This is a genomic window from Pseudomonas sp. TE3552 (assembly GCF_056278945.1).
Window position 1 is genome coordinate 5874140 of the sequence record NZ_JBWBQJ010000001.1, and the last position, 21072, is coordinate 5895211.

Here is a 21072-nt window from a genome sequence, read left to right on the forward strand (position 1 = left end):
CCGGTTACATCAGCAGAGGTTTATCGCTATGCCTGACTACAAGGCCCCCTTGCGTGATATTCGCTTCGTTCGTGACGAACTGCTCGGCTACGAAGCGCACTATCAGAGCCTTCCGGCTTGCCAGGACGCAACTGCGGACATGGTTGACGCCATTCTCGAAGAAGGCGCCAAGTTTTGTGAGCAGGTGCTGGCGCCGTTGAACCGCGTGGGTGACACCGAAGGCTGCACCTGGAGCGAGTCCGGCGTTAAAACCCCGACTGGCTTCAAAGAAGCCTACAAGCAATTCGTCGAAGGTGGCTGGCCAAGCCTGGCTCACGACGTAGAGCACGGCGGCCAAGGCCTGCCAGAGTCTTTGGGTCTGGCCGTCAGCGAAATGGTTGGCGAAGCCAACTGGTCGTGGGGCATGTACCCAGGCCTGTCCCATGGCGCGATGAACACCATTTCCGAGCACGGTACGCCCGAGCAGCAACAGGCTTACCTGACCAAACTGGTCTCCGGCGAATGGACCGGCACCATGTGCCTGACCGAACCGCACTGCGGCACCGACCTGGGCATGCTGCGCACCAAGGCCGAGCCTCAGGCCGACGGTTCCTACAAAGTGTCCGGCACCAAGATCTTCATCTCGGCCGGCGAACACGACATGGCCGACAACATCGTCCACATCGTTCTGGCACGTCTGCCGGATGCACCGGCCGGCACCAAAGGCATTTCGCTGTTCATCGTTCCGAAATTCCTGCCGAACGCAGACGGCTCGATCGGCCCGCGCAACGCTGTGAGCTGTGGTTCCCTGGAACACAAGATGGGCATCCACGGTAACGCTACCTGCGTGATGAACTTCGATGCGGCCACCGGTTACCTGATCGGCCCGGCGAACAAAGGTCTGAACTGCATGTTCACCTTCATGAACACCGCACGTCTGGGTACTGCGCTGCAAGGTCTGGCTCACGCCGAGATCGGCTTCCAGGGCGGTCTGAAATACGCTCGTGATCGTCTGCAAATGCGCTCCCTGACTGGCCCGAAAGCGCCGGACAAAGCCGCAGACCCGATCATCGTTCACCCTGATGTACGTCGCATGCTGTTGACCATGAAGGCGTTCGCCGAAGGCAACCGTGCGATGGTTTACTTCACCGCCAAGCAAGTCGACATCGTCAAGTACGGCGTCGATGAAGAAGAGAAAAAGAAAGCTGACGCACTGCTGGCGTTCATGACGCCAATCGCCAAAGCCTTCATGACCGAAGTCGGTTTCGAATCCGCTAACCACGGCGTGCAGATCTACGGCGGCCACGGCTTTATCGCCGAGTGGGGCATGGAGCAGAACGTTCGCGACAGCCGTATTTCGATGCTGTACGAAGGCACCACCGGTATCCAGGCACTCGACCTGCTGGGCCGTAAAGTGCTGATGACTCAAGGCGAAGCACTCAAAGGCTTCACCAAGATCGTCCACAAGTTCTGCCAGACCAACGAAGGCAACGACGCGGTCAAAGAGTTCGTCGAGCCATTGGCTGCGCTGAACAAAGAATGGGGCGAGCTGACCATGAAGGTCGGTATGGCTGCCATGAAAGACCGTGAAGAAGTCGGCGCGGCGTCGGTGGACTACCTGATGTACTCCGGTTACGCCTGCCTTGCTTACTTCTGGGCCGACATGGCACGTCTGGCTGCCGAGAAACTGGCTGCCGGCACCACCGAAGAGGCGTTCTACACCGCCAAGCTGCAGACTGCGCGCTTCTACTTCCAGCGCATCCTGCCGCGTACCCGCACTCACGTTGCAACCATGCTGTCGGGCGCCAACAACCTGATGGACATGAAAGAAGAAGACTTCGCACTGGGTTACTAAGCCCTACGCAGTCTCCTTCACAAAGCCGCTGCTTCCTCGGGAGCAGCGGTTTTTTTGTGCCTGGCGCAAACGATCACGTCTGTAAATATTCCCGACTAAAACGCTAAGAAGAACGGCATTGCTGCCGTTAAAGAGGATGGCGATGTGACACACGTCACATTGAATGTGCTTAATTGTCCTAACTGAAAGCACAATGCCATCTTTGTTTGCCGGGTCGGAGCTTTACCCTTGTTGCGTTCTTCCGCTGTACGTTTCAGCCATTTTTTGCCGTCGCTGCTGTTGTTGCTGGCGGGGCTTGCGGCTGCCTACGTCAAGGATCTCAACGTCTTCTTCACTTCGCTGTTTAACGTGCTGCCTACGTTGGTGCTGTTGCTCGGCGGTGCATATTGCGCGGTTTACCGACGTCAGCGTGAACTGTTTCTGATGGTCACGGTGTACATCGCCTACTTCCTGCTCGACACCCAGACTGACTACTACCGCGATAACGGCAAGGTTCGTGAAGACGCCGCGGTGGTGTTCCATCTGTGCTGTCTGTTGTTGCCGTTGCTGTTTGGCTTGTTCGCCGCCTGGCAAGAGCGCACCCACCTGTTCCAGGACATGGTGGCGCGCTTCGCTGTGTTGCTGGCGTTCGGCAGCGTGGCGCTGGGGCTGGAGCAAAGTTACCCACAGGCGCTGCTGATGTGGCTGTCCGAGATCCGCTGGCCAGCGTTGCATGGTGCGTGGATGAGCTTGATCCAATTGTCTTATCCCGTGTTCATCGCCTCGTTCCTGTTACTGGCCTGGCAATACTGGCGCAACCCAAGACCCTTGCACGCTGCGCAATTGGTGGGGCTGTTGGGATTGTTCTGGATGTTGCCGAAAACCTTCATCCTGCCTTTCACCCTGAACATTATGTGCAGCCAGGTGATGTTGATGATTGCCGCCGCGGTTGCCCATGAGGCCTATCAGATGGCGTTCCGCGATGAGCTTACCGGCCTGCCGGGTCGCCGCGCCCTGAACGAACGTATGCAACGGCTGGGGCGCAATTACGTGCTGGCCATGAGTGACGTCGATCACTTCAAGAAATTCAACGACACACATGGCCACGATGTCGGCGACCAGGTGCTGCGACTTGTCGCCAGCAAGCTGTCGAAGATCAGCGGAGGCGGTAGGGCATATCGCTACGGGGGGGAGGAATTTGCTTTGGTATTTGCGGGCAAGACCCTTGAAGAGTGCATGCCGCACCTGGAAGTCATCCGCGAATCCATCGCCACCTACAACATCCAGCTGCGCAATCAAGACAGTCGTCCCCAGGATGACCAGCAGGGACGCCAGCGCCGCGCAGGTTCAGGTGCCTCGAGTGTGTCGGTCACCGTCAGCATCGGCGTCGCCGAACGGCTGGAACAGCGCACGCCTGAAGAAGTACTCAAATCCGCAGACCAGGCGCTCTACAGCGCCAAGGGTGCGGGGCGGAACTGTGTGATGGCCTTCGGTCAGAACCGCCGTGGCGCGGTGCGCATGGACGTCGCTACGGGTTGAGTGATGATGGCGCATTCAGCGTCTGGACTGTGATTGTGAGGCATGGTTGGCGGCAGTAGGTTTGAGCAAACTGCTGCCGGAGAAATGACCATGCCCGAGTACAAAGCTCCCCTGCGCGACATGCGCTTTCTGATCGACCACGTCTTCGATTTCCACCGCAACTACGCCGCGCTCGGGGCCACCGATGCCAGCCCGGACATGGTCAATGCGATCCTCGAAGAAGGCGCGAAATTCTGTGAGAACGTTCTCGCACCGCTGAACCGCAGCGGCGACGAAGAAGGCTGCCATTTCGACAACGGTGTGGTGACTACGCCTACAGGCTTCAAGCAAGCATTCGCACAATACGTTGAAGGTGGCTGGCATGGTCTGGCGGCTGATCCGGCTTATGGCGGCCAGGGTTTACCCAGTTCTTTGGGGCTGGTCATCAGTGAGATGGTCGGTTCCAGCAATACCTCCTGGGGCATGTACCCAGGCCTGACTCACGGTGCGATGTCGGCGATTCACGCCCATGGCACCGAAGAACAGAAACAGACCTACCTGAGCAAGCTCACCGCCGGCCAATGGACCGGCACCATGTGCCTGACCGAAGCCCACTGCGGCACCGACCTGGGCATCATCAAGACCCGCGCCGTGCCTCAGACTGACGGCAGTTACGCGATTTCCGGCAGCAAGATTTTCATCTCCGCCGGCGAGCACGACATGAGTGACAACATCATTCACCTGGTGCTAGCCAAACTGCCGGACGCGCCTGCCGGTACCAAGGGCATTTCGCTGTTTATCGTTCCTAAATTCCTACCCAGTGCCGAGGGCGAGGCGGGCGAGCACAATGGTGTTTCCTGCGGTTCGATCGAACACAAGATGGGCATCAAGGCCTCGGCCACGTGCGTGCTGAATTTCGACGACGCCAAGGGCTTCTTGATCGGTGAGCCGAACAAGGGCCTGAACTGCATGTTCACCATGATGAACCACGCGCGGCTCGGCACCGGCATGCAAGGTCTGTGTCTGGGTGAGGCAAGTTTCCAGGGCGCGATCAAGTACGCCAATGATCGTCTGCAAATGCGCTCGCTGACGGGGCCGAAAGCACCGGAAAAAGTCGCCGACCCGATCATCGTTCATCCTGATGTGCGCAGGATGTTGCTGACCATGAAGGCCTTCAACGAGGGCAATCGGGCGCTGACTTACTTCACCGCACAGTTGCTGGATGTTGCGCACATGAGCCCGGATGAAACGGCGCGTCAGGACGCTGAGGATTTATTGGCGTTCCTGACGCCAATCTGCAAAGCCTTCATGACCGATACCGGGCTGGAGGTGACCAACCTCGGCATGCAGGTGCTTGGCGGTCATGGTTTCATTCGTGAGTGGGGCATGGAACAGCTGGTTCGTGATTGCCGGATCGCGCCCATCTACGAAGGCACCAACGGCATTCAGGCGCTGGACTTGCTTGGACGCAAAGTCCTTGGCAGTCAGGGAAAACTGCTGCGCGGCTTCACTAAAATCGTCCACAAGTTCTGTGCAGCAAACGCTGAGCATCCGCAACTCGGCAGCTATGTGGCGCAGCTCAATAGTCTGAATCAGCAGTGGGGCGAGTTGACCACCAAGGTCGGCATGGCGGCGATGAAAAATCCGGATGAAGTCGGCGCCGCCTCGGTGGATTACCTGATGTACAGCGGCTACATCATCCTCGGCTACCTGTGGCTACGCATGGCGCTAGTGGCTCAGGCGCAGTTGGAGGCAGGCAACGGTGATGCCGGTTACTGCCAGGGCAAACTGGCGACCAGCGAGTTTTACTTCAAGCGTTTACTGCCACGTACCGCCGCTCATCGGGCGGCCATCGAGGCAGGCAGCGATTGTTTGATGAAACTGCCGGCGGAGTTGTTTGCGCTCTGACGATCAGGCTTGAAAAGCTTCGCGGGCAAGCCTCGCTCCTACGGTTCTAGGTCGTTCACGTGAAATGCGTGCGACACGACCGTAGGAGCGAGGCTTGCCCGCGAATGCGTTCTGGCAGGCGAGAATAATCTCAGCTGAAATGCTGATGACTAAAAATAACAAAACAGTCATGAGTTGACCCTATGTGTCGTAAAAGTTGTTGAGGTACACTCGGACACAACGAAATCACTATTCTACGAACCACCTGTTTAGATCTTGCGAGGTTTGCCATGGCTGACTACAAAGCGCCCCTGCGCGATATGCGCTTCGTCCTCAATGAAGTTTTCGAGGTCGCCAAACTCTGGGCCGAACTGCCTGCGCTGGCCGAGACTGTCGATGCTGAGACTGTTGAAGCCATTCTGGAAGAGGCCGGCAAGGTCACCAGCAAAAGCATCGCGCCCCTGAGCCGCGCGGCTGACGAAGAAGGTTGCCGCTGGGCCGACGGTGCCGTCACCACCCCGACCGGTTTCCCACAGGCTTATCAGACTTACGCTGAAGGCGGTTGGGTCGGTGTCGGTGGCGATCCGACCTACGGCGGCATGGGCATGCCCAAGGCGGTTTCGGCGCAGGTCGAAGAAATGGTCAACTCCGCAAGCCTGTCGTTCGGTCTGTACCCGATGCTGACCGCTGGCGCTTGCCTGTCGATCAACGCCCACGCCAGCGAAGAGCTGAAAGCCGCGTACCTGCCGAACATGTACGCCGGTGTATGGGCCGGTTCCATGTGCCTGACCGAGCCGCATGCCGGTACAGATCTGGGGATTATCCGCACCAAGGCCGAGCCTCAGGCCGACGGTTCCTACAAAGTCAGCGGTACCAAAATCTTCATCACCGGCGGCGAACACGACCTGACCGAGAACATCATCCACCTGGTACTGGCCAAACTGCCAGACGCGCCAGCGGGACCGAAAGGCATCTCGTTGTTCCTGGTGCCGAAGTTCATGGTCAATGCCGATGGCAGCCTGGGTGCACGCAACCCGGCGAACTGCGGTTCGATCGAACACAAGATGGGCATCCAGGCGTCCGCGACCTGCGTGATGAACTTCGACGAAGCCGTGGGTTACCTGGTGGGTGAACCGAACAAAGGCCTGGCGGCAATGTTCACCATGATGAATTACGAGCGTCTGGGCGTTGGCATCCAGGGCCTGGCCACTGGCGAGCGCTCATACCAGAACGCTATCGAATACGCTCGCGACCGCCTGCAAAGCCGCTCACCGACCGGCGCGCAGAACAAAGACAAAGTGGCTGACCCGATCATCGTCCACCCGGACGTGCGCCGGATGCTGCTGACCATGAAAGCCTCGAACGAAGGCGGCCGTGCATTCTCCACTTACGTGGCGATGCAACTGGACACCGCCAAGTTCAGCGAAGATGCCACCACCCGCAAGCGCGCAGAAGATCTGGTTGCATTGCTGACGCCTGTGGCCAAGGCATTCCTGACCGACCTGGGTCTGGAAACCACGGTTCACGGCCAGCAGATTTTTGGCGGCCACGGCTACATCCGTGAGTGGGGCCAGGAGCAACTGGTTCGTGATGTGCGCATCACGCAGATCTACGAAGGCACCAACGGCATTCAGGCGCTGGACCTTGTAGGACGCAAGATCGTCGGTAGTGGCGGGGCGTTCTACAAACTGTTCGCTGACGAGATTCGCCATTTCACCGCGACGGCCAGTGCTGACCTGGCGGAGTTCACCAAGCCGCTCAATGATGCAGTGGACACCCTCGACGAACTGACTGCGTGGTTGCTGGACCGTGCGAAAAATAACCCGAACGAAATCGGCGCTGCTTCGGTCGAGTATCTACAAGTATTCGGTTACACGGCTTATGCCTACATGTGGGCACTGATGGCCAAGGCAGCCTTCGGCAAAGAAGCGCAGGACGACTTCTACGCGAGCAAACTCGGTACGGCGCGGTTCTATTTCGCCCGTCTGCTGCCGCGTATTCACTCGCTGAGCGCCTCGGTAAAGGCCGGTAGCGAATCGTTGTTCCTGTTGGATGCAGGACAGTTCTGACCCGGGAACGTTATGTAAGCATTCTCTTACATGACGTGCTGCTGTTTTCCCATAGGCGTAAATTGGATCCAGAGCTAATCTACTTCACATGGACGTCGCGCAGGAAGCGCAAAGCAACAACACGGACACGTAGGATTCTGCCAGGACGGCGGAGTGAAATGGATGTCAGGGAAACAGTCTGCAAAGCCCCGCTTCGGCGGGGTTTTCTTTTGCCTGCGAAAAAGTACTCAGCTCAATCCGTCCAGTGTCGCCGGGCTACGCAAGTGCTCATCCATCACCTCTTCCAGCAATGTCCGCAGCAATGCCAGCGAAGCCTGTTGCCGCTGCACATCCCGACACACCAACCCCACTTTCAGCGGCACCCGCGGCTCACTCAGTGGTTTCCACAGCAGCTCTTGGTCGCCATGGGTCTTTTGTGAGCGTCCGGGCAGCACGGTCGCCAGCCGCGTGTGCGGCAGACTGTCGAGAATCCCCGCCATGTTGTTCAGCTCGGCCTGCACCTGCGGCCGGCGTCCCAGATTGGCCAATTGTGCCTGCCAGATCTGCCGCACCTGGAACTCTTCTCCCAGCAGCAACATTGGCAACTCGGCTGCCTGGCTCATGGAGACCTTCTTGAATTCGCGCAACGGATGGTCCGCCGGGATGACAAGGGTCAGCTCATCTTCGTACAACTGCACGCCATGCAAGCCCGGCTGACGGGGCGGCAGATAGCCGATGCCAATGTCCAGCGAACCATTGAGTAGCCGCCGCTCGATTTCCAGGCCGGTCAGCTCATAGATCTGCACCACTAAATGCGGCTGTGCCTTGCGCAGGCGTTCGAGCATTTGCGGTACCAGGCTGGAGTGGACGGTCTGCAGCACGCCAATGGCCAAGGTTCGCAGCGCCTTGCCCTTGAAATTGCCCAAGGCTTCGCGAGCGCGTTGCAGGCCATCGAGCAAGGGCAGGGCATGGTTGTACAGCGTATGGGCCGCCAGGGTTGGCAGCAGACGTTTGCTACTGCGTTCGAACAGGCTCACCTCGAGGTTTGTTTCGAGTTGGCGAATCTGCTGGGACAACGCTGGCTGGGAGATTGAAAGTCGCTCGGCGGCCCGGCCGACGTGACCTTCTTCGTAGACTGCGACGAAGTAACGCAGTTGCTTGAAATCCATAAATAATACTTATCGAAAATGCTGGGAAATCGAAATGGCTCAAAGCCTTGCCTGAGCCTAGTCTAACCGCATTCACAGGGCTTGCAGGGCCATAGAAGACGATGAATACCGTTTACGTCGATAGTGTTTACATAGGCAAGGCAAAAAACCTCGGACAAGGTTTTCTCCGATGAATCTGTTCAGTTTGCGACGTAAACCCCCGAGTCTTGACGACCTGGCAATGGCTACCTCCCTGCCGTCCAGAAGCGAAAACTTTTCCAGCGAGTGCCTGATGCCCAGTGTCGAACGGCCGAAACAGATTTTCGTGCGTGGCCAAGGCTCCTGGTTATGGGACAGCGATGACCGCGCTTATCTGGATTTCTCACAGGGTGGCGGCGCCAATAGCCTCGGACACAGCCCTTCAGCACTGGTCAAGGCAATCTCGGAGCAGGCTCAATCGCTGATCAACCCGGGTTTCGGTTTGCACAACCGTGGCGTGCGCAGCCTCGCCGAGCGGCTCTGTACCAGTACCAGCAGTGACCAGGCGTACCTGCTCAACAGTGGCAGCGAAGCCTGTGAGGCGGCGATCAAACTGGCACGCAAATGGGGCCAGAGACATCGTGGCGGCGCTTCGCGGATCATCGTTGCCAGTAAAGGTTGTCATGGCCGTAGTCTCGGGACGATTTCGGCGTCGGACAGTTCGAATCTGATCAACCGATTCGAGCCACAACTGCCGGGCTTCAGCCATGTTCCGTTCAATGACCTGCCGGCATTGCATGCGGCGGTGGACGCCCGGACTGTCGCAATCATGCTCGAACCGATCCAGAACGAGGCTGGTGTGATTCCGGCCACCGGGCACTACCTCAAAGGCGTCGAGCGTCTGTGTCGTGAGCTGGGCATCTTGCTGATACTCGACGAAGTGCAGACCGGCATCGGTCGCTGCGGCACCTTGCTTGCCGAACAGTCCTACGGCGTGCGGGCAGATATCGTGGTACTCGGCAAAGGGCTCGGCGGTGGCGTGCCATTGGCGGCCTTGTTGGCGCGAGGCAAGGCCTGTTGTTTCGAAACAGGCGAAATGAGCGGCACTCATCATGGCAATGCGTTGCTGAGTGCCGCCGGGCTTGTCGTACTCGACAACGTGCAGGACAGGGGCTTTCTCGATCATATGAGGGAAACCGCTCAGCACCTGGGCGAAGGCCTGAGTCGTCTGGCCCATCGCCATGGTCACGGCGAATTGCGCGGGCAAGGGCTGCTCTGGGGGCTCGATCTGTCCGACGATTCGGCTGACGCCGTAGTCAAAGCTGCGTTGTACGAAGGCTTGTTGCTCGACGCCCCGCAACCCGATTGCTTGCGCTTTACCCCAGCCCTCACCGTCAGCAAGGCCAATATCGACGAAATGCTCCTGCGCCTGGCCCGCGCCTTCTCCCGCGTACGCACCGCGCAACTGCAGTGCCGCAAAGGTATTGCGGTCTGATCAGATGCGCCCTGCACGAATTCCCGAACCGTCTCGCGGTATAACGCATCGCCCTACGCCTGATTTTTTTGGCGTGGGGCGTTTTTTTGTCTTCATTGAGGTATTTGGAGGGGCCGATTTCAGTCCGCCAACGCCATCACCCGTCGATAAAACAACCATTCCTGCTCCAGCGCATGGGCCTGATTGCCGGCCTTGCGAAAGCCATGGCGTTCGTCGGCGTAGTAGTGGGCTTCGACCAGAAGGCCATTGTCCTGTAGCGCCCTGACCATGTCTCGGGTCTGTTGCGGGACGACCACGGCGTCCAGTTCACCCTGAAAAAAAATCACCGGAACGCCGATGTTGTGCGCGTGCAGCAATGGCGTGCGCGCCGCGTAGCGTTCAGCGTCCTGCATCGGGTCGCCAATCAACCAATCCAGATAATCGCCTTCGAACTTGTGGGTGGCGTGGCCCAGCGCGACGGGATCGCTGACGCCATACAGGCTGGCCCCCGCACGAAAGACTTTGTGAAAGGCCAGTGCGCACAACGTGGTGTACCCGCCGGCGCTGCCGCCACGGATAAATGCCTTGTCGCCGTCGATCAATCCACGTTCGGCGAGGTAGGCGACCACCGCGCAGGCATCTTCCACATCCACCTCACCCCAGCTCAGGTGCAACGCCTGGCGATAAGCCCGACCGTAGCCGCTGCTGCCTCGGTAGTTGAGATCGGCCACGGCGAAGCCGCGTTGTGCCCAATACTGGATCCGCGGGTCGAGCATCGGGTAGCAGGCCGATGTCGGGCCACCATGAATGAACACCACCAATGGCGGTTTCGTATCACCGGTCATCGACGGATAGAAGAAGCCGTGAGCTTCGCCGGAACCGCTCGGATAACGCAGGGTTTGTGGGCGGCTGATCTGTTCGGCGGGCAATGGCGCAACACCGCCAGCCAGAATCTTGACCTGCCGGGTTCTACGGTCGATGGCGATCACCGCAGACGAACTGATCGGCGAAGCGGCAATGCAGTAGATGAATTGCTCATCCTGTGCGAGATGGCGGAAACGGCTGTAGTCGCCAGTGAAATCGTCACAGGAACCATCGCCATGACAACGCCCCAGTCGACCAAAACCGCCTTCAGTCCAACTCGCCAGGTAAGTGTCTTCGCTCAACGGCAACCAGGTGCAACCACCCAGTTGCCAAGGCGCAGGTCCATGATCGGCAGCAACGCTTGGAAGTGGCTTCAGACCGCCGGTCGACTCCACCCACGGCTGCCAGAAACCGCCGCGATCGGTCAGACAAAACAGACGGCCGCTGTCATCGAATCGAGGTTGTTGCAGTGACTCCTGAGCACCATCGCCCGCCACACAACGAGGCTGCGCAAAACTGCGATCGTTCTGGCGTTCGGCAACCATCAGGCGAGTCGCGGTCCACGGCTGATCCGGGCGGTTCCACTCGATCCAGGCCAGACGCTGACCGTCGGGACTCAGGGTCGGTGCCGCGTAGAAATCGGCGCCTTCGGCCAGCAGATGACGTTGGCCGTCAGCCAGATCGATCGCCACCAGGCGATGTCGGTCACGGTTTTCTTCCACCGCCAGTACCTGCCCGTTGGCGAATTGCAGATCGCCGTAACGGCATTCACTTGAAGTCAGCACCTCAGGCGTTTCACCTGTCAGCGATTGCCGATACAGCTGCTGATCAGCCTCGTTGACGAAAACAATCCCGTCATCGGTCAGACAAAACGCTCCACCGCCATATTCGTACACTCGGCTGCGCGCACTGAACGTGGGTGGTGTCAGGCAATGAGCCTGGCCGTCGCGCCACTGCCAGATCCGGCAGGCGGCATCCTCCGGGCGGTACTCGTTCCAGAACAGGCCATGTTGCCCGACCTGCAACTCGGCGAAGTCGATGCCGGCGGCTACGGCCCTGGCGGCGCTCAAGGGTTCAGCTTTTGGCGATGAGGCGTGAGTTTCGTTCATTGCGAAAGGCCAGTTGTTCAATGGTCTGGGTCGCGTGCTCGGCTTCTTCGCGGGCCTTGAGGATCACGCCGTGATGTTCCGACTTGCTGCACACCGGGTCGGCGTTGCTCGCGTCACCCGTGAGCATGAATGCCTGGCAGCGGCAGCCGCCGAAGTCTTTTTCTTTCTCGTCGCAGGAGCGGCATGGCTCGGGCATCCAGTCGTAACCGCGAAAACGGTTGAAGCCGAACGAGTCGTACCAGATGTGCTGCATGCTGTGGTCGCGCACGTTGGGAAACTGCACCGGCATCTGTCGGGCGCCGTGACAGGGCAGGGCGGTTCCATCCGGCGTGACCGTCAGAAAAATACTGCCCCAGCCGTTCATGCAGGCTTTCGGCCGTTCTTCGTAATAGTCCGGCGTCACGAAAATCAGCTTGCAGGGATGTCCTTCGGCTTCCAGCTTGGCGCGGTACTCGTTGGTGATGCGTTCGGCGCGAACCAGTTGTTCCTTGGTTGGCAACAGGCCGACCCGATTGAGCTGGGCCCAACCGTAAAACTGGCATGTCGCAAGTTCGACGAAGTCCGCCTCGAGAGCAATGCACAACTCGATGATCCGGTCGATCTTGTCGATGTTGTGCCGATGGGTGACGAAATTCAGTACCATCGGGTAGCCGTGAGCCTTCACCGCGCGGGCCATTTCGAGTTTCTGCGCGAAGGCTTTTTTTGAGCCGGCCAGCAGGTTGTTCACTTGCTCGTCGCTGGCCTGGAAACTGATCTGGATGTGGTCGAGCCCGGCCTTCTTGAAATCGCTGATTTTCTGCTCGGTGAGACCAATGCCCGAAGTGATCAGGTTGGTGTAGAAACCCAGCTTGCGTGCTTCAAAGATCAGCTCGGCGAGGTCTTGACGCACCAGCGGCTCACCGCCGGAAAAACCCAACTGCGCCGCGCCCATCTCCCGGGCTTCGCGAAAGACTTTGAGCCACTGCTCGGTGGTCAATTCTTTGCCTTGCTCGGCGAAATCCAATGGATTGGAGCAGTACGGGCACTGCAGCGGGCAGCGATACGTCAGCTCGGCCAGCAACCACAGTGGCAGGCCGATTTCGGGCTTGGGCGGTAACTTGTCTGACACGCAATCAGGCAAGTTCGATCCAGTGCTGAGCACGGGCGACCTCCATGAATTGCTCGATGTCGTCACCGAGCTCAGGCACGTCGGGGAATCGCGCGCCCAGCTCGGCGATGATCGCCGCGACGTCCCGCTCGCCATCAATCAAGCCGCCAATCAGCGCGGCGCTGTCATTCAGTTTGATCATGCCTTCCGGGTAGAGCAGCACATGGCCTTTCTGTGCCGGCTCGTACTGGAAACGGTAGCCTGGGCGCCAGGTCGGGGTTTTGCTGCGATCAAAACTCATAAGGTAATTCCTTTATGCCAGACCCGCTGTTCGGTCACGCTGTGGTACGGCGGGCGGTTCAGTTCGTAGGCCATGCTCATGGCATCGAGCATGCTCCAAAGAATGTCCAGTTTGAACTGGAGAATTTCCAGCATGCGCTCCTGGCCTTCCCGGGTAGTGTAGTGCTGCAAAGTGATCGCCAGACCATGCTCCACATCCCGGCGCGCCTGGCCCAGACGTGTACGGAAATATTCGTAGCCGGCCGGGTCGATCCACGGGTAATGCTGCGGCCAGCTGTCGAGGCGCGATTGGTGGATCTGCGGTGCGAACAGCTCGGTCAGCGAGCTGCTGGCGGCTTCCTGCCAACGGGCCCGGCGGGCGAAGTTGACGTAGGCATCCACGGCGAACCGCACGCCGGGCAGCACCAGTTCCTGAGAGCGCAGCTGATCCGGGTCGAGGCCGACCGCTTGCCCAAGACGCAGCCAGGCTTCGATGCCGCCCTCTTCGCCGGGGGCGCCGTCATGGTCCAGCAGGCGCTGAATCCATTCGCGACGAATCTTGCGGTCCGGGCAGTTAGCCAGGATTGCGGCATCCTTGAGCGGGATGTTCACCTGATAGTAGAAACGGTTGGCGACCCAGCCCTGGATCTGCTCGCGGGTTGCCCGGCCTTCATACATTGCCACGTGATAAGGGTGGTAGATGTGGTAGTAGGCGCCCTTGGCGCGCAGGGCCGCTTCGAATTCGGCGGGGGACATTGGAATGTCAGTCATTGCGGTTCTCCGGGAACAACCGGTGGATTCTTTGGTGTCTGGTCTGACGCCTTCGCTACAGCACAATACTCATGCCGTCATACGCCACTTCAACCCCGCGCCGAACCAGCTCCGCACGCTCCGGCGAATCCTCATCGAGAATCGGGTTGGTGTTGTTGATGTGGATGAGTACTTTGCGCTGTTTGGGCAATTGCCCCAGCACTTCCAGCATACCGCCGGGGCCGTTCTGCGCCAGGTGGCCCATTTCCCGGCCAGTGCGCGTGCCGACACCACGGCGCTGCATTTCGTCGTCGTCCCACATCGTGCCGTCCACCAACAGGCAATCGCTGCTGGCCATGATCTTGAGTAACGGAGCATCGACCTTGCCCAGGCCCGGTGCGTAGAACAGTTTGCCGCCGGTGTTCAGGTCTTCGACGATCAGGCCGATGTTGTCGCCCGGATGCGGGTCAAAGCGATGCGGCGAGTAGGGTGGGGCGGCGCTGCGCAAGGGCAGCGGGGTGAAACGCAGGTTCGGGCAGGCCGAGACGGTGAAGCTCTGATCGAGTTCGATTCGGTTCCAGGTCAGCCCACCATTCCAGTGCGTCAGCATGGTGAACAACGGGAAACCGGTGCTCAGGTCTTCATGGACCATGTCGGTGCACCAGACCTGGTGCGGGCAGCCTTCGCGCAGACTGAGCAGGCCAGTGGTGTGGTCGATCTGGCTGTCCATCAGGATGATTGCGCTGATGCCGGTATCACGCAGGGCGCGGCCCGGTTGCATGGGTGCAAAACTCTGGAGCTGGGCGCGGATGTCCGGTGAAGCATTGCACAGCACCCAGTTCACGCCGTCATCGGAAATCGCGATGGACGACTGGGTACGCGCCTTGGCCCGCAGGCTGCCGTCGCGAAAACCCGCGCAGTTCACGCAGTTGCAGTTCCACTGGGGGAAACCGCCGCCGGCGGCGGAACCTAGAATCTGGACAAACATGGCCGCTCCATCATTGAAAGCTGAAAATAAAAACGCCCCGGCGAGCCGAGGCGTAGCACTGCGTTCTCTACCAAATGGCGGAGCTTAGCGGCTTGCGAAGTACATGGTGACTTCGAAGCCGATACGCAGGTCGGTGTAAGCAGGTTTGGACCAGGACATGGGAGCGCTCCTTCAGGTGGATGGGACAGTTGAGACCTATACATATAGTCCACCTCCAGCAGGAGATGTTCAGATAGATAGGTGGCTATGTTACTCAAAATTACTGAGCGATTGGCCGCGAATCTTTGAGAAAGCTAATTGCAGCCCCGGTAATGATCATTTTGCCACTTGCCAAGGCGTCCCGGGGCAGGGCCCGCTGGCCAGACAGCGCCAGCCACCTTCGGCCTGGTTCAGTCGTTGTGCCGCCGCCAGCAAGGCTTCACGGTCGAGCATCAGAATCGCCTGAGGCAGGCGTTTCAGGTAATCCGACGGGTGGCCGGCCAGTTTGCCTTGCCAGAGCAGTTCGGCGGCTTGGGCGTTGGGCAGGGCTGTTCTATCGAATTGATCGGCCAGGGCCTGGCGTTGATCGATGAAAGTTGCGTCATCGAAGCCGCCAATCATCTCAGTCAAGCCGCGCAGGAAATGCCCGATATGTCCCAAAAGATCCACAGGGGCGACGCTCGGCGATTGCACGCCGAACAGCAGCCCGGTCTGACCGTTTATCTGGCGTAGTCCGCTGAATACGGCGTAGCCGAGTTGCAACTCCACCCGCAGGCGCTGGTAGAACGGCGTCTGGAACAGGTGTGCGAGCAAGCGCCAGGCGGCCTCGTCAGCAATGTCATGGGTTGCCGTCGGACAAAAGAGCAACAACGCGTGTTCGCTGGAGCCGGTATCGACGGCGTTCCAGAGATACTGTGAGCCGATCGATAACGGCGTCGTCGGTTGATTGTCTGGAGTCCCCGGCACACGGCTCAGGGCAAGCCCCATCGCCGCTTGTGTCTGGGCAGACAGGCCTGTCGCCAGACCATCCCAGCGTGCGCTCGACCACAGTTGCTGCAAATCCTCCGAGGCTGCGGTGTGCGCAAGGCACAGACCGGGCAGTGCGTTGAGCAGCTGTCGAATCGGCATCAACGCACTGGCCATCGGCGTTTCCTGTGAGACGTGCGCACCAGGTGTTGTCAGCGCTTTCAGCACATGTTCCAGGACTGTCGGCATCGGTTCCTGCAGCCCGCTCATGTTCAACAGCCATTCATTGCCCGATGCACTGAAGGAAACGTCGACACCGGCCTGCCGTGCATCTTCGCGTAACGGCCGCAGGCTGTTTTCCAGATCCGACTGAAGACGCTCGTGAACTGCGGATTCCAGACGCCAGCGCAGATAAACCGCCCCTTCATCCGTGTTATCCGGCAACGCCTGACTGAACTGCATCGGCGAACGTTCGCGACGGCTGCGCGAGCGATCCTGGGCGAAGGTCCGCAGGCCGCGGTGAGCGCTGGTCTGGCCGCGAATCAAACCGGCATTCGCGGCCGGTGCCTCAGCACGCAAAAACGGGTTGGCGGACGGCAGTTGCCAGTGGCCGGTGAAGTTATCCACAGCGCCGATCTGTTTCAGGACTGCCTTGAGGGCGACAACGCCCGGCTCGGATAGCCCTGTTTCAAGCTGCTCACTGTCTCGTTGGGCCAGCTGCAAGGCGCTGCTGACTTTCTGTTGGCGCTGCAATAGGGCGGCATATTCTGCGCGCAGTTCGGCCCAATCCAGATGGGAGGCAAAAAAGCCCAGCCAATCCACAAGCCGTTCGCGAATCACGCTGCCCGCTTGCGGGGCGTTGGCGGGCAGTGTGAATTCGATGTGCAGCAAGGCTTGTCCGGCATAGCGGTAGAGAGGCGCGGCTTTCAGGTGGTCCGCCAGCCCGCAGTCTCGCAGGTGGGCCAACAGGCCACCGGGTTTTGCAGCATTCAACCAATGGCACAGGAACGCCAGCGCTTCGGGCGATGAGTCGGGCAGCGCTTCGAAGGTGAACAGCAGATCCAGCCGCCGTTCTCCAGCCTGTTGATAACTATTGTTTGAAGATTCCATCAACAGAGCGGGTTTTGTCTGAGGGACTTTTTCACCGGCAGTAATGGCCATGGCAAACTGCTGCGCCATCCCCTTCAATTCATCAAGACTCTGTGGCCCGGCCAGGCTTAGCGTCATCTGCCCGGTCTGATAAAACCGCTGATAGAAGTCCTTCAGCGCTTGCTGAAACTCGGGCTGCGGCACTGGCAGGCTGTAACGGTTACCGGCATGAAATGCCCGTAACGGGTGAGCCGCCGAGAGCCCGTCAAACAATGCAAATTGCTGTTGGGCTGTCGCATCCCGCGACCAGGCGACAAATTCGGCGTGCAGCACTTCCCGTTCCCGCCGCTGATCGTCCGGATTCATACGCGGATGGGCGAGCATGTCTGACAGACGCTCCAGTCCACCGCTAAACGCCTGAGGCGGCAGCTCGAAAAAGAAATTCGTCGTACGTTCGCTGGTTCGTGCATTCACCTGCCCGCCATGACCTTGTACGTAGGCCATCAGCCCTTGGCCTGCGGGAAAGCGTTCTGTGCCCAGGAACAGCAAATGCTCAAGAAAGTGCGCCAGCCCCGGCCAGGCAAGCGGCACGTCGTGGCTGCCGGCGGCGACCCGCAACGCAGCGGCACTACGCTTCAAATCGGGCGCATGACGCAGCGTCACCCGCAGGCCGTTGGCCAGGGTTTCAGAGTGAAGGTTGGGGTGATTCAGCGCAGGCATGAGCACTTCCAGAGCAGAGAAGCGCTAATGCTAGCGGATTAGGGGGCGTTCTCAATCAGTTTCCACGCCGTGCCGGGGAAACTGATTGGGAACGCCCCCTAAGTGGATCAGCGCTTGTTCAGCTCGCCATAAAGCTCGGGACGACGATCGAGGAAGTAGCGATTGGCGGCGCGGGAATCGATCATCAGCTGACGGTCCAGCTCCCCGACAATCAATGCTTCATCAAGACCGGCCTGGGCGATACGGCTGCCGTCCGGGGCAGCGATGCTGCTCTGGCCGCAATACTGGATCTCGCCTTCGCTCCCGCAGTAGTTGGCGTACGCCACATAACACTGGTTTTCGAAGGCCCGAGCCCGGACGGTGACGTCGGCGATGAAGTCATAGGGAGTCATGTTCGCCGTCGGCACCAGGATCAATTCGGCTCCGGTCAACGCCAGGCGCCGGGCGTTCTCTGGGAATTCCAGGTCGTAGCAGATCAAAAAGCCAAGCTTCCAGCCGTTGAGCTCAACCAGCGGAAACTCATCCGGCCCGGGGCTGAACATCGAGTGATCGAGGTCACCGAACAGGTGAGTCTTGCGGTAGTTGCATAACCGCTCGCCATTGGCGTCGATCAACTGCACGGCGTTGTAGATCTGCCCGTCTTCGGTGCGCTCCGGGTAGCCATACAAAATGGCGATCCCCGTCGCTTTGGCAATGCGCGCGATTTGCTGCGCCGATTCACCGTTGTGCACCTCTGCCAGTACGTTGACCGCATCGGCGCCAATGTTGTAGCCGGTCAGGAACATCTCCGGCAGCACCAGCAAGTCTGCGCCCTTGGCCTCCAGCGCCAGTTGATGCAGGCGTTGCAGATTACCTGCGACATCCAGGGGCAGCGGTGGACATTGGTAAAGGGCTACGCGCATTTCGGATTCCTCTTACTCAGGAAGGGCGATCGGACCGATTTCGTTGAACACATCTCCTGGACCCGGGTTTTCGGCGTGAGTTTCACCGCCGAAGTGTTTCATGATGCCCCACACCGCGTTAAGCGAAGTCTGTACCGCGCCTTCGACCCAGGCCGGTGTCCACGAAACGTCATCGCCGGCGATGAAAATCCCGCGCTGCTCGGGCGGCATGTCGTCCTGCATGAAGTGCGCGTACATGCGCTGATTGTAGCGGTAGTGGCCGGGCAGGGCGCCTTTGAAGGCCCCGAGGAAGTGCGGGTCGGCTTCCCACGACACGGTGATCGGATCGCCGATGATTCGCGCGGCGATATCGACTTTCGGGTAGATCTTCTTCAACGCATCCAGCGCCAGCTTCACGCGTTTTTCCACCGGCTGCGGAAGCATTTTCAGGGCGTCGCTCATCCACGAGTACGACAGGCAAATTACCCCGGGCTTGTCGTCGCCGTTATCGAACAGGTACGTGCCGCGAGTCAGGCGATCGGTGAGGGTCATGCTCATCAGGTCACGGCCGGTTTCCGGATCCTTGTCCTTCCAGAACGGGCGATCGACCATCACGAATGTTTTCGACGACTGCATGTAGCGGGTGCGGTCCAGGGCCATCCACATCTTTTGCGAGAACAGGGTTTCGTCGCACTCGATCTGGGTGGTCAGCAGCCAGCTCTGGCAAGTGGTCAGCACCGCTGCATATTCACGGGTATCGCCCCAGTTGTCGGTGACGGCAAAACGACCGTCCGCTGCGTGGGCAATTTTCTTCACGCCGGTACGGGGTGCGCCATTGTGCAGCGAGCTGAGACTGGTGCCTTCAGGCCAGTGCGCGCAACGCTCCGGCACATGGCGCCAGATGCCCAGTGGCACTTGTTCCACGCCGCCAACCACCAAGTGCTGGTGATCGTCGCAGTTGGTCATCACCACGCGGAAGATTTCCAGCATCGAGTTGGGGAAGTCCGAGTCCCAGCCACCGGTGCCGAAACCGACCTGGCCGAACACTTCGCGGTGATGGAACGAGAGCTTGGCGAAGGCTTTGGAGGTGGCGACGAAGTCGTAGAAGGTGCGGTCGTCCCACAGCGGCACCAAGGTGTTCCACAGCTCCTTGAGGCGGGGCACGTCGCGGTCGCGGATGGCTTGCTGGATATCGGAAAACTGCGAACCGGCTTCCAGCGCATCGGCCCAGGCGTCAGCCACTTCCTGGAACAATGCGGGAAGATCCGCCAGTTTCTGTGCGTAATGGGTCTGACCTTCGAGGTCGATCACCGTGCTGCCCGATGCGGGCGTCAGCGGGTTCGGGAAAGGCTTGGTCTCAAGACCTAGTTTGTCGACATAGTGATAAAACGCGGTGGACGACACCGGGAAGCGCATGCCGCCGAGTTCGGCGATGATGCCTTCGGCGCCGTTGAACGCCTGGGAGCGCAGACGACCGCCCATTTTCGAGGCTTCGTAGACGACGGGTTTGAGGCCCAGCTTCATCAATTCGTAAGCGGCTACCAGACCGGCAATACCTGCCCCGACAATCGCCACTTCGGCCCCGTGATTGTGCGCCGGGATGCTGCCCAGGCCGGCCGGATGCTCGATCCAGTCGTCGAAACCGAAAGGAAAGTCCGGGCCGAAAATGGTGACCGGTTTTTTACCGTCTGCAGGATGGCGATTGTTCTTGTTCATGGCTGACCTTACTGGCGACCCGACGCGGGATGCGCGTCTGAGTATAGGAAAAGATGGCAGCCATTCTAGAGAGCGTAGAACACGTTAATAAGACGCAATGTGTCGTCGTTTTGCTAATTGCTTGATCAATATGACGACGTATCGCTACACATTGCAGGGGCGAGGCTTGCCCGCGAAGAGGCCCGACCAGACGCCGAAGATCTACCGGCAGAAACTCAAACCGGCTGCCCCCGATCAATCTTGCTGCTCAGGATGATCGAAGTCGTTGTCTTCTCCACCCCATCGACACTGCCGATCTGATCCAGCAACTGATCCAGCTGCTCCGGCGAGTCGGTGCGCAACCACGCCACATAATCGAATTCGCCACTCACAGCACATAACTGCTGAACCTGCGCCATGGCACTCAGACGCCGCAGCACTTCCTTGCCAGACCTCGGTTGCACCGTAATCCCAACGTAAGCTTGCAATCCTCCATCGATCACGCGCTGACCCAGGCGCACACCATAACCGGTGATTACCTTGGCCTTTTCCAGCCGCGCCAGGCGCGAAGTAACGGTGGTGCGGGCGATGCCCAGCTGCCGGGCGAGCATGGCCACACTTTCACGGGCATTGATCTGCAAAGCGGCGATCAATTGGCGGTCGATTTCGTCGAGAACGGGCGGGCGAGTGTCAGGCAAAGGGGCATCTCCAGCGGTACAGAGCAATGGGCAGGCATATTACAGGCAGTCCATACCCTCAACGGGTTAATTGGATGGACACAAATTGTCACTCGTAGTC

At 59.4% G+C, this 21072-nt stretch carries 16 protein-coding genes; 5 read left to right on the forward strand and 11 right to left on the reverse strand.

Translation table 11 applies throughout. The features are described from left to right. Window positions 1-28 precede the first annotated feature (28 nt). The 4 genes from ACZ9BB_RS26570 to ACZ9BB_RS26585 all read left to right on the forward strand — a co-directional run bounded on the left by ACZ9BB_RS26570 (window position 29) and on the right by ACZ9BB_RS26585 (window position 7287). A complete protein-coding gene (locus ACZ9BB_RS26570; protein ID WP_476217620.1) occupies window positions 29-1834 on the forward strand; it encodes a phenylacyl-CoA dehydrogenase in 1806 nt (601 codons plus the stop codon). A gap of 228 nt (window positions 1835-2062) precedes the next feature. Beyond that, window positions 2063-3352: a GGDEF domain-containing protein gene (locus ACZ9BB_RS26575; RefSeq protein WP_476217622.1), complete on the forward strand. Its 1290-nt coding sequence runs from the start codon at window positions 2063-2065 to the stop codon at window positions 3350-3352. A 90-nt stretch (window positions 3353-3442) separates the two neighbouring features. Continuing rightward, window positions 3443-5239 (forward strand): acyl-CoA dehydrogenase C-terminal domain-containing protein, encoded by a 1797-nt coding sequence (locus ACZ9BB_RS26580; protein ID WP_476217624.1) that lies wholly within the window; start codon window positions 3443-3445, stop codon window positions 5237-5239. Window positions 5240-5508: 269 nt separating this feature from the next. Further along, a complete protein-coding gene (locus ACZ9BB_RS26585) occupies window positions 5509-7287 on the forward strand; it encodes an acyl-CoA dehydrogenase C-terminal domain-containing protein (protein ID WP_476217626.1) in 1779 nt (592 codons plus the stop codon). Window positions 7288-7514: 227 nt separating this feature from the next. Here the strand turns inward: ACZ9BB_RS26585 and ACZ9BB_RS26590 are convergent, their stop codons facing one another. Then, entirely contained in the window at window positions 7515-8435 is a 921-nt protein-coding gene (locus ACZ9BB_RS26590) for a LysR family transcriptional regulator (RefSeq protein ID WP_476217628.1), read from the reverse strand. A gap of 169 nt (window positions 8436-8604) precedes the next feature. Here ACZ9BB_RS26590 and ACZ9BB_RS26595 point away from each other — a divergent pair, with 169 nt between their 5' ends. Beyond that, entirely contained in the window at window positions 8605-9888 is a 1284-nt protein-coding gene (locus ACZ9BB_RS26595) for an aspartate aminotransferase family protein (protein WP_476217630.1), read from the forward strand. Window positions 9889-10007: 119 nt separating this feature from the next. On the opposite strand, the gene ACZ9BB_RS26600 is transcribed toward ACZ9BB_RS26595, so the two are convergent. The 10 genes from ACZ9BB_RS26600 to ACZ9BB_RS26645 all read right to left on the reverse strand — a co-directional run bounded on the left by ACZ9BB_RS26600 (window position 10008) and on the right by ACZ9BB_RS26645 (window position 20972). Then, window positions 10008-11840, reverse strand: coding sequence for a S9 family peptidase (locus ACZ9BB_RS26600; protein WP_476217632.1), 1833 nt, complete (start codon window positions 11838-11840; stop codon window positions 10008-10010). Beyond that, on the reverse strand, window positions 11806-12948 hold the full coding sequence (pqqE, locus tag ACZ9BB_RS26605) for a pyrroloquinoline quinone biosynthesis protein PqqE (RefSeq protein WP_476218435.1): 1143 nt from the start codon (window positions 12946-12948) through the stop codon (window positions 11806-11808). The genes ACZ9BB_RS26600 and pqqE overlap by 35 nt, the downstream gene beginning before the upstream one ends. A gap of 4 nt (window positions 12949-12952) precedes the next feature. Next, window positions 12953-13228, reverse strand: a complete 276-nt coding sequence (gene pqqD / locus ACZ9BB_RS26610) for a pyrroloquinoline quinone biosynthesis peptide chaperone PqqD (RefSeq protein WP_007904212.1) — start codon at window positions 13226-13228, stop codon at window positions 12953-12955. Beyond that, window positions 13225-13977, reverse strand: coding sequence for a pyrroloquinoline-quinone synthase PqqC (pqqC, locus tag ACZ9BB_RS26615; RefSeq protein ID WP_476217634.1), 753 nt, complete (start codon window positions 13975-13977; stop codon window positions 13225-13227). The genes pqqD and pqqC overlap by 4 nt, the downstream gene beginning before the upstream one ends. Window positions 13978-14032: 55 nt before the next feature. Further along, the gene (gene pqqB / locus ACZ9BB_RS26620; protein ID WP_476217636.1) at window positions 14033-14944 is read right to left on the reverse strand and encodes a pyrroloquinoline quinone biosynthesis protein PqqB; all 912 of its coding nucleotides are present in this window, start codon (window positions 14942-14944) and stop codon (window positions 14033-14035) included. A gap of 84 nt (window positions 14945-15028) precedes the next feature. Continuing rightward, window positions 15029-15103 carry a pyrroloquinoline quinone precursor peptide PqqA gene (gene pqqA, locus ACZ9BB_RS26625; RefSeq protein ID WP_009045898.1) on the reverse strand — a complete coding sequence of 25 codons (75 nt, stop codon included), beginning with the start codon at window positions 15101-15103 and terminating at the stop codon, window positions 15029-15031. A 156-nt stretch (window positions 15104-15259) separates the two neighbouring features. After that, complete coding sequence (pqqF, locus tag ACZ9BB_RS26630; protein WP_476217638.1) at window positions 15260-17698, reverse strand: pyrroloquinoline quinone biosynthesis protein PqqF; 2439 nt, start codon at window positions 17696-17698, stop codon at window positions 15260-15262. Window positions 17699-17805: 107 nt separating this feature from the next. Continuing rightward, window positions 17806-18600: a carbon-nitrogen hydrolase family protein gene (locus ACZ9BB_RS26635; RefSeq protein ID WP_476217640.1), complete on the reverse strand. Its 795-nt coding sequence runs from the start codon at window positions 18598-18600 to the stop codon at window positions 17806-17808. 12 nt (window positions 18601-18612) lie between these two features. Next, window positions 18613-20295, reverse strand: a complete 1683-nt coding sequence (locus tag ACZ9BB_RS26640; RefSeq protein ID WP_476217641.1) for a flavin monoamine oxidase family protein — start codon at window positions 20293-20295, stop codon at window positions 18613-18615. 215 nt (window positions 20296-20510) lie between these two features. Next, window positions 20511-20972 (reverse strand): Lrp/AsnC family transcriptional regulator, encoded by a 462-nt coding sequence (locus ACZ9BB_RS26645; protein WP_007936532.1) that lies wholly within the window; start codon window positions 20970-20972, stop codon window positions 20511-20513. Window positions 20973-21072: the final 100 nt, after the last annotated feature.

Coding starts and splice junctions, on each gene's coding strand:
- ACZ9BB_RS26570 (WP_476217620.1), top strand. CDS start 29: ATGCCTGACTACAAGGCCCCCTTGCGTGATATTCGCTTCGTTCGTGAC.
- pqqF (WP_476217638.1), bottom strand. CDS start 17,698: ATGCCTGCGCTGAATCACCCCAACCTTCACTCTGAAACCCTGGCCAAC.
- ACZ9BB_RS26595 (WP_476217630.1), top strand. CDS start 8,605: ATGAATCTGTTCAGTTTGCGACGTAAACCCCCGAGTCTTGACGACCTG.
- pqqC (WP_476217634.1), bottom strand. CDS start 13,977: ATGACTGACATTCCAATGTCCCCCGCCGAATTCGAAGCGGCCCTGCGC.
- pqqD (WP_007904212.1), bottom strand. CDS start 13,228: ATGAGTTTTGATCGCAGCAAAACCCCGACCTGGCGCCCAGGCTACCGT.
- ACZ9BB_RS26585 (WP_476217626.1), top strand. CDS start 5,509: ATGGCTGACTACAAAGCGCCCCTGCGCGATATGCGCTTCGTCCTCAAT.
- ACZ9BB_RS26640 (WP_476217641.1), bottom strand. CDS start 20,295: ATGAACAAGAACAATCGCCATCCTGCAGACGGTAAAAAACCGGTCACC.
- ACZ9BB_RS26590 (WP_476217628.1), bottom strand. CDS start 8,435: ATGGATTTCAAGCAACTGCGTTACTTCGTCGCAGTCTACGAAGAAGGT.
- pqqB (WP_476217636.1), bottom strand. CDS start 14,944: ATGTTTGTCCAGATTCTAGGTTCCGCCGCCGGCGGCGGTTTCCCCCAG.
- ACZ9BB_RS26600 (WP_476217632.1), bottom strand. CDS start 11,840: ATGAACGAAACTCACGCCTCATCGCCAAAAGCTGAACCCTTGAGCGCC.
- ACZ9BB_RS26580 (WP_476217624.1), top strand. CDS start 3,443: ATGCCCGAGTACAAAGCTCCCCTGCGCGACATGCGCTTTCTGATCGAC.
- ACZ9BB_RS26635 (WP_476217640.1), bottom strand. CDS start 18,600: ATGCGCGTAGCCCTTTACCAATGTCCACCGCTGCCCCTGGATGTCGCA.